Origin of the sequence: Pseudoalteromonas sp. SG43-6, assembly GCF_014164365.1 — a bacterium.
Lineage (GTDB): Bacteria > Pseudomonadota > Gammaproteobacteria > Enterobacterales > Alteromonadaceae > Pseudoalteromonas > Pseudoalteromonas rhizosphaerae.
On record NZ_JACJEZ010000044.1, the window covers coordinates 35,745 to 42,295 of the forward strand.

A 6,551-nucleotide genomic window follows, 5' to 3' on the forward strand; every position below is an offset into this window, starting at 1 on the left:
AATGTTTAATAAATTAACCGTGATACTGCTTTTAAGCTTTTGTTTTTTTAGCCAGGCGGTAATGGCGAATTTACTTATTTCTCCTACTCGTATTAGTTTTGATGAGCGTCAACGTACTGCAAAGGTCACAGTGATCAACACCAGTGACGAGTACAAAACTTACCGAGTGCATTGGAGCGAAAAGCAATCCACATCAACCGGAGGGTATGTAACCTTACTTGAGCCGACGGCGACAAGTTTAAGCCCGATGACGCGCTTATCACCAAAGCAAATGCGTTTGGCGCCTGGTGAAAAGCAAACCGTTAAAATTGCAATTCGAAAACCAAAACAGTTAGCAGATGGTGAATATCGTTCGCATTTATTATTTCAGGCGTTGCCAAATGAAAACCCAAATAGTACGAGTTCAATAAAAATTAATATGATCATGAGCTACAGTATTCCAGTCATCCTTCGTGAACATGCTGAAGTACCAAAAGTACTCATTGAGCAAGCGCAAGTGATTAAAAACCAGGGCAACCAACGACTACAATTTAAATTAAAACTCAATCGTGAAACTCACTTTAGCAGTTATGGTAAATTAACCGCGTTTTATCAACAAAATGCTAATGCTAAGCTGGAAGCTATCGCTGAAATTGGCAATTTAAGTATTTACTCGGATGTAAAAAATGCCGAGGTAATGTTGAGTTTATTTAGTGATAAAACCCTAGATAAGCCTGGTACTGTTATTTTTAAATATATCGGTGCAGATGAATATCAAGACATAAATTTTGCCGAGTATGCTTTAGCGATTAGTCCAAAAATGCTGCAACTTTAACTCTTCATGACCAAGAATACAGGGCTAAAGTGCATTACACTATGGCTAAGTTTATGCCTTAGTAACAATGCATTCGCGACTAATAACGTAACTGTGAATGATGCATTAAAAACACTTCGCAAGATTGAAGCTAAATTAACCGACTTACCAACAGCTTCTCAGCCTAGCGTTAACAGCCCTGTTGCGTCAAACCAACCGCGGATCGCAAGCGGTGAGTTTTTATTATTTTCGTTGTCTTTAAATGATTACTACTTAGGCGAAGTGTTCGCTTTAAAAAGTGATCAGGGTATTCAACTTGGCCTTAGTAGCCTAGCTGATATATTGCAATTTGGAATAGATGTTGATCTTGTAACTCGTTCTGCTCAAGGCTGGTATCGAGATCAACAGCCTTTCATTTTAGATGCCAGCACCCTGCCTGCAACACTGATAACTGACGCAGGTATGCTTGAACTAACGGCTGCTGATATTAGCATTGATGATGACATGTATATTGAAATGGCGCAGTTAAAAGAGGTTTTTGGGCTGCAATTTACAGTCGATTATGGTGATTTAGAAATAGAGTTAAGTTCGGCCATCTTATTACCAATTGAACAACAGCGAGAACGCCATGGTAGAAGGCTTAACCCCTCGAATCGTAATGCCAAGCCCACCTTGCCTTGGAAAGCCAGCCCGTATCAAGCGCTTTCATCACCTGTTGCTGATTTACAATTAAACTACAGTGCTGATAAAAATCAAAATAGAACAAGTTACTCATTATTAGGTGCACAAGACTTTGCTTATTTATCTGCCGAATACTTTTTATCTGGTCGCGAGGGCGATTTACTCAGCGATTCGCGTTTAACATTTACTAAGCAAGACCCGCAAAGCTCATTACTGGGAGTGTTAGCAGCCAGTGAAGTTGAGTTTGGTGATGTAACGGCCACACAAGTTGGCAGCCGTTACAACAGTCAGTATGGTCGTGGTATTAAGTTTTCAAACCGCGGACTGACTCAACAATTTGATAGTAACCGTATTAATTTAAGTGGTCCGATTCAGTTAGGCTGGGACGTTGAGCTTTATCGTAACGGCGTATTGATTGCGCAGCAATTAAGCTTATCAGATGGTCGTTATATTTTTGATAATGTTGATTTGTTTTATGGTGAGAATAACTTCGAGCTTATTTTTTATGGTCCTCAAGGGCAGGTCGAGCGAAAAAGCGAATATTATTTTATTGATAGTAACCAATTAGCACAAGGTGAAGGATTTTATGAACTATCAGTCTCTGAGCAGGGTAAAAAATTGCTTGGCAATACTGCCTTCAATAATGACAGCACGGGCTGGCAAATAGCAGGGCGCTACGAGCAAGGTATTACAGACGACTTCTCGATATATACCGCTGCATTGGCACAAAAAAGAACACATGACGACCTACAACACATGTCACTGGGGACTAACCTTAGCTTATTTAGCGCTCTGCTATTAAACTTAGACTACCAGAAAAATAATCAACATGAACAAGAGCTTGAACTTACAGCACGCACGCAATTTGCTGATCAATCTTTACTTTTTAGCGCAACGAATCGAACCGATGAATTAAAACAAAAATACGACAGCTATCAGTTTGATATGGCTGGCGAGTTGATGCAAAACAGTTACGGGCGGCTAAACTACCAAAACAATTTATTGTATCAAACATCAGATAACCGAGGCATCTATAAGCAAGCACAGAACCGTTTGAATTATGCGATTGCAGGCCTAGCTTTGAGCAACCAATTACAATGGCAACAAAGTAATAATGTTGAATCAGTGTATGGCTCAACACGTTTGCAAGGGCGTTTGGGTCGTATTTATAGTCGTTTTAGTGTTGATTACACATTATCTCCTATCAATGAAGTCACCAGCTACGAGGCTGAGTTTAACCGTAGTATTACCAGTCAACTGCAAGCAGAAGTCACCTTACGTGATTCTCGTATTAATGATATTCAATCGGCTGATTTAGGCTTAAGTTGGCAAAGCAATAAGTTTAGTCTCACTAGTAATCTAAACTACGACAGTGAAGATAACTGGCAGCTTGGCGTATATAGCAGATTCAGCCTTGGTTATGACACACAAAACAATCACTATTTTGTGTCTAAGCAAAGCTTAACAACGACAGGTACATTAATGTTACGGGTATTTTTAGATCAAAATAACAACGGCATTATGGATCCTGACGAGCAAGGTGTTGCAGGTATAAAAGTAAAAGGGCTGCAAAATTATCGCCAAGCAATAACCGATGAAAATGGCATTGCATTGTTAACCTCAATGCCAGCTAATCGCACCACAGATATTGTGCTCGATAGAGACAGCTTCCCCGATCCGTTTTTTGTGCCTGCCAATGAGGGCTTTTCAATCACGCCAAGAGCAGGATTTATTGAATACATGGATTACCCGCTAAACAACGCCAGTGAAATTGAAGGGGTGGTCTATCAGCAGCAAGGGGATCACACTTATGTGCAGCCTTATGCAAAAATAACCTTATTAGATCAAAACGATAAAGAAGTTGCCAACACCCAAGCGGCTTATGATGGCTATTATTTGTTTACCGACCTACGGCCAGGGCAGTATCGGGCTGTGGTTGACGATAGCTTTAAAGAACGTAAAGCATTAAAAAACACCCAGCAAGTAACAGTTGATTTATCAGCAAAAGGGGATGTGTTGGTTGGGGTTGATTTTACTTTAAAATCACTCGAAGAAGTGTCGGGGACTATTGTTAATGCGGGGAATTTTTCATCGTTAATGATGTTAAAGGCATACTTACGTTTGATAAGCCCACGCTTAAAATTACAACAGCAAGACGTGTTTTATATTCATGATCAACAGCAAAGTAAGTACATACTCGCCTTAGCATACGCTAAGCAAGCACAGCCTGAATTTACGGAGCTTTGTCAGTCATTAATAAAACAAAGATTGAAGTGTGATATCGAACAACGAACAATACTTCATTAAAGGAATAGCAATGAATATCAAACAATCGTTTAGTGTAATGCAATCAGCCGTATTAATAATGAGTTTAATTATATTATCTGGCTGTACCAGCACGACGGATAGCGCGCAAAAAAGTACCAGCAGCACAGCTGAAACTAATCATGAAACCTATGTGCAGATCACGCAACAAGAGCTACAACAGTTACAAACTAGCTCTGCACAGTGGCAAGCGATTAAACCCGATCTTGAACGATTATTACTGATTGAAAGTGATTTGAATTTATTGATAGCACAGTTAACCGCGATAGCAAATGATGACGAGAACACAGGTAAGAAGAGCCATTCATCTGCTGCCTTGGCATCACAGCAAGTACCGTTAGATAGACCTGCGCAATCTATAGCAACACAGTCAAACATAACTAACAACGCGCTTTTTGCGCTGCAAATTATTGCGGTCACTCAACAATCGCAATTAGCTCCAAGCTGGCAAACAATTCAACAAAAAGTACCGAGTTTATTGTCAGATAAATTTATCACCAATGTCGAAACTGCTCAGGTAAAAGGCATGACTTATTACCGCTTAAAAATCGGGGCATACCAATATCAAAAAAACGCCCAAGCTGATTGTGATAAATTAAAGCTACAACAGCTCAACTGCATGGTGACTCACTACACAGATAACCCAATAAAATTATAAATAGGCATAATACTTGCTTTGTTATTGCCATGTTTAGTGAGGATGGCAATTATGCGCCTTTTGTTATGTTTATTATTGCTGAGTCTAACTGCGTGTAGTTTAACGCAAGAAAAACCGCCAGCACCAAGTACCAATGCCCCAAAAGCAACAATGGCACCTTATACTGTGCATCAGTATGTGAGCGACTTGAGTAGTCAATTGAGCCATGTGCAAGGGCCGTTTAAAAGCTCTGCACGGATTGCCGTTACTAGCTTTTACTTAGCCAACGCGCTAGACAGTGAGCTGGCACAAGGGCAGGGCGCAGGGCTGAGTCAGCAAATTCAAGAAAGCTTACTTACTCAGTTTACCCAACTTGGCTATAACACTATTGAATATCGCCTTGAAAAACACCTTAATTTAGCCAGCAACGCAGATGGTATATTAAGTCGCGACATTAGCAAGTTACGCCAACGTCAGAATATTGACTTTGTTATCACGGGTACCTTAACACGGCAACAACATGCCTATATAGTTAACGCCCGTATGGTAAATACGCAAGATAGCCGCGTTGTATCTGCAGCCAGTACAGAGATCCCCATAAATGTGATGTGGGGCGATGAAAAAATACAACAGCGCGACGGTTATATTTACCGCAGCGAATACTAATTAGGAGCTCTCATGAAACGCTTAATATTAACTTTATGTTTGCCACTGGGTTTTGGTTGCGCGCAAATGATGGAACCGGGCAAAACAGCACAAACTGATAACTCTGCGCAGTTAGAGGGTGATCAAAGAATGGTTGCAGCTCCTGGGCAAAGTAATACATTTTATCAAAATAATATTCCAGTGATGAACGATAGCAGCCAAGTCACAGTCCCAACACGTAAAAATATTAATCATTATGTACGTGGCATAATGCAAGATATGGCTGAAAATTTACAATACGTAAATACCAAAACGCCGCTGGCCGTATCAAGCTTTATCTTTTTAGATGATGATTACAACGACGGCACATTGTTAGGTAATCAAATCGCCGAAAGTTTTATGCACGAGCTACACAGTTTTGGTGTACCGGTGATCGACTTTAAAACCACCGACTACATGCGTGTTACTCCCTCTGGCGACTTTGTATTTAGTCGCGACTATTTAGAGCTAAGCCAAGATCAAAACTTCAACTACGTACTGGCGGGCACTATGGTAAATCACCAAGGTGGTGTACTAGTCAATGCCCGAATTATTGGTTTAGCTAGTAAGGCTGTGGTTGGCTCTGCACAAGGGTTTATTCCGCAATCCGTTGTTGATGCACTCGACAGCAGCTATCGCACTGATGGCGTAATGCTAAAACAAGCGAGTAAGTGAGGCCAATGATGGGTAAGCTAATCCACAGCACTAAGTTATTAACCGTAGGGGGGGTGATCAGCATCCTCAGCGCATGCAGTATGACCAATGATACGGCTGAGCCTGTTCAAAGTACGACTAGCCAATATGACCTTACTCAAATACTACAACAAGCACAATTAAACGACGCCGAGCCATTAGATAGTGGTGCGCAGTTTATTCCTAACAAGCATCATAAAACACTGGTTAATTATGTAGAGCAAATGGCGTTAGACTTAGTCGACACAATGCAAACAGAGCTTGATACCTCGATTGCCGTTACTTCATTTGTAGATTTAGATGCCAGCCTTAATAACAGTAGCCAATTAGGCAACCAGTTATCAGAGAGTTTTATTCATCAACTGCAAAAATTTGGTTATGGTATTGTTGACTTTAAAACCACCGACCAAATAACTATGAACCCACGCGGTGACTTTGTATTTTCACGCGATATAGAGCAGTTAGCGGATCAACGCATCGCCAGTCATGTGTTATCAGGCACCTTGATCTACCGCAGCAACGGTGTTGAAGTAAACGCCCGTATTATTGATATCACCAGCAAACGCGTAGTTGCCAGTAGCAACAAAATACTGCCTTATTACGTACTCAACAACGCCGATATTCACCTACAACGCGCGAGTGTTAACTAGCATCGTTATAAAATCCATTTAACTGCTTGATTGTAAATAGGATAAACCGTTATAATTTTGCTATCAGCTATCAGCTATCAGCTATCAG

General features: G+C 40.7%; 6 protein-coding genes. All 6 read left to right on the forward strand.

What is annotated here, in order from left to right; genetic code table 11:
* The first annotated feature begins 1 nt into the window (after position 1).
* The 6 genes from H5201_RS17055 (at position 2) to H5201_RS17080 (ending at position 6,463) form a co-directional block, all read left to right on the forward strand.
* Positions 2-814 carry a molecular chaperone gene (locus H5201_RS17055; RefSeq protein ID WP_182718035.1) on the forward strand — a complete coding sequence of 271 codons (813 nt, stop codon included), beginning with the start codon at positions 2-4 and terminating at the stop codon, positions 812-814.
* A gap of 93 nt (positions 815-907) precedes the next feature.
* Positions 908-3,781, forward strand: coding sequence for a hypothetical protein (locus H5201_RS17060; RefSeq protein WP_182785109.1), 2,874 nt, complete (start codon positions 908-910; stop codon positions 3,779-3,781).
* A 10-nt stretch (positions 3,782-3,791) separates the two neighbouring features.
* Positions 3,792-4,457, forward strand: a complete 666-nt coding sequence (locus H5201_RS17065; protein WP_182785110.1) for an SPOR domain-containing protein — start codon at positions 3,792-3,794, stop codon at positions 4,455-4,457.
* A gap of 51 nt (positions 4,458-4,508) precedes the next feature.
* Positions 4,509-5,102, forward strand: coding sequence for a FlgO family outer membrane protein (locus H5201_RS17070; RefSeq protein WP_145240937.1), 594 nt, complete (start codon positions 4,509-4,511; stop codon positions 5,100-5,102).
* 12 nt (positions 5,103-5,114) lie between these two features.
* Positions 5,115-5,795 carry a FlgO family outer membrane protein gene (locus H5201_RS17075; protein ID WP_182761007.1) on the forward strand — a complete coding sequence of 227 codons (681 nt, stop codon included), beginning with the start codon at positions 5,115-5,117 and terminating at the stop codon, positions 5,793-5,795.
* 8 nt (positions 5,796-5,803) lie between these two features.
* Positions 5,804-6,463: a FlgO family outer membrane protein gene (locus tag H5201_RS17080; protein ID WP_404936356.1), complete on the forward strand. Its 660-nt coding sequence runs from the start codon at positions 5,804-5,806 to the stop codon at positions 6,461-6,463.
* Positions 6,464-6,551: the final 88 nt, after the last annotated feature.

Bases quoted from the DNA above. Each gene is read 5' to 3' on its own strand.
- H5201_RS17055 (WP_182718035.1), top strand. From the start codon at position 2: ATGTTTAATAAATTAACCGTGATACTGCTTTTAAGCTTTTGTTTTTTT.
- H5201_RS17065 (WP_182785110.1), top strand. From the start codon at position 3,792: ATGAATATCAAACAATCGTTTAGTGTAATGCAATCAGCCGTATTAATA.
- H5201_RS17070 (WP_145240937.1), top strand. From the start codon at position 4,509: ATGCGCCTTTTGTTATGTTTATTATTGCTGAGTCTAACTGCGTGTAGT.
- H5201_RS17075 (WP_182761007.1), top strand. From the start codon at position 5,115: ATGAAACGCTTAATATTAACTTTATGTTTGCCACTGGGTTTTGGTTGC.
- H5201_RS17080 (WP_404936356.1), top strand. From the start codon at position 5,804: ATGGGTAAGCTAATCCACAGCACTAAGTTATTAACCGTAGGGGGGGTG.